This is a genomic window from Nocardioides sp. (assembly GCF_024509035.1).
Classification (GTDB): domain Bacteria; phylum Actinomycetota; class Actinomycetes; order Propionibacteriales; family Nocardioidaceae; genus Nocardioides.
The window spans coordinates 7,669-7,949 of record NZ_JANINT010000081.1 but is presented as its reverse complement, the minus strand read 5'-3'; the positions used below and the strand labels follow the sequence as shown (position 1 = coordinate 7,949).

The window sequence follows — 281 nt, the reverse complement described above, 5'->3', positions numbered from 1 at the left end:
TTCGTCGGAGCCGGCCCCGGAGCTGCCGATCTGTTGACCGTACGGGCGACGCGGCTGCTCGCGGAGGCGGACCTCGTGCTCTACCCGGGGACCTACCTGGACCCCAGGGTGCTTGTCCACTGCGGCCCGCAAACAACGTTGGTCGACACCCAGGACCTGGACCTCGACCAGATCACCGCGCACCTCGTCGACGGCTTCAACGCCGGCCGCCAGGTCGTGCGCCTCACCTCCGGCGACCCGTCCCTGTACTCCGCCCTGCACGAGCAGACGAGCCGGCTGGA

1 protein-coding gene is annotated in these 281 nt (G+C 70.1%); it reads left to right on the top strand.

The features are described from left to right. The coding region (locus Q0L15_RS06805) for an SAM-dependent methyltransferase (protein WP_296603157.1) at positions 1-281 on the top strand (281 nt) is incomplete at both ends.